The 1184-nt window shown below is 57.5% G+C and carries 1 rRNA gene (running past one end of the window); it reads right to left on the bottom strand.

The features are described 5' to 3' along the window. Nucleotides 1-1184: ribosomal RNA gene (locus ACFYZB_RS46685) — 23S ribosomal RNA — on the bottom strand; its annotated part reaches 1280 nt to the left of the window's first position; the annotation flags it as partial.

The raw sequence follows: 1184 nt of genomic DNA, 5'->3' as shown, positions 1-1184 counted from the left end.
GCCCTCTCACCAGGAATGGCCCCCCTTCTCCCGAAGTTACGGGGGCATTTTGCCGAGTTCCTTAACCATAGTTCACCCGAACGCCTCGGTATTCTCTACCTGACCACCTGAGTCGGTTTAGGGTACGGGCCGCCATGAAACTCGCTAGAGGCTTTTCTCGACAGCATAGGATCATCCACTTCACCACAATCGGCTCGGCATCAGGTCTCAGACTATGTGCAGGGCGGATTTGCCTACCCTGCGTCCTACACCCTTACCCCGGGACAACCACCGCCCGGGATGGACTACCTTCCTGCGTCACCCCATCACTCACCTACTAACCGCTTGGTCCGGCGGCTCCACCACTCCCCTTTGCCCGAAGGCTCCGGGGCGGCTTCACGGCCTTAGCATCACGATGCTCGATGTTTGACGCTTCACAGCGGGTACCGGAATATCAACCGGTTATCCATCGACTACGCCTGTCGGCCTCGCCTTAGGTCCCGACTTACCCTGGGCAGATCAGCTTGACCCAGGAACCCTTAGTCAATCGGCGCACACGTTTCTCACGTGTGAATCGCTACTCATGCCTGCATTCTCACTCGTCAACCGTCCACGACTACCTTCCAGTGCCGCTTCACCCGGCAGACGACGCTCCCCTACCCATCACAGCCTCCGTTGGGAGTACATGCTGCAATGACACGACTTCGGCGGTACGCTTGAGCCCCGCTACATTGTCGGCGCGGAATCACTAGACCAGTGAGCTATTACGCACTCTTTCAAGGGTGGCTGCTTCTAAGCCAACCTCCTGGTTGTCTGTGCGACTCCACATCCTTTCCCACTTAGCGTACGCTTAGGGGCCTTAGTCGATGCTCTGGGCTGTTTCCCTCTCGACCATGGAGCTTATCCCCCACAGTCTCACTGCCGCGCTCTCACTTACCGGCATTCGGAGTTTGGCTAAGGTCAGTAACCCGGTAGGGCCCATCGCCTATCCAGTGCTCTACCTCCGGCAAGAAACACACGACGCTGCACCTAAATGCATTTCGGGGAGAACCAGCTATCACGGAGTTTGATTGGCCTTTCACCCCTAACCACAGGTCATCCCCCAGGTTTTCAACCCTGGTGGGTTCGGTCCTCCACGAAGTCTTACCTCCGCTTCAACCTGCCCATGGCTAGATCACTCCGCTTCGGGTCTTGAGCGTGCTACT

This window comes from Streptomyces sp. NPDC001852 (assembly GCF_042891825.1).
Classification (GTDB): Bacteria; Actinomycetota; Actinomycetes; order Streptomycetales; family Streptomycetaceae; genus Streptomyces.
The sequence above is the reverse complement of the archived record's forward strand: the minus strand, read 5'-3'. Positions and strand labels throughout refer to the sequence as shown.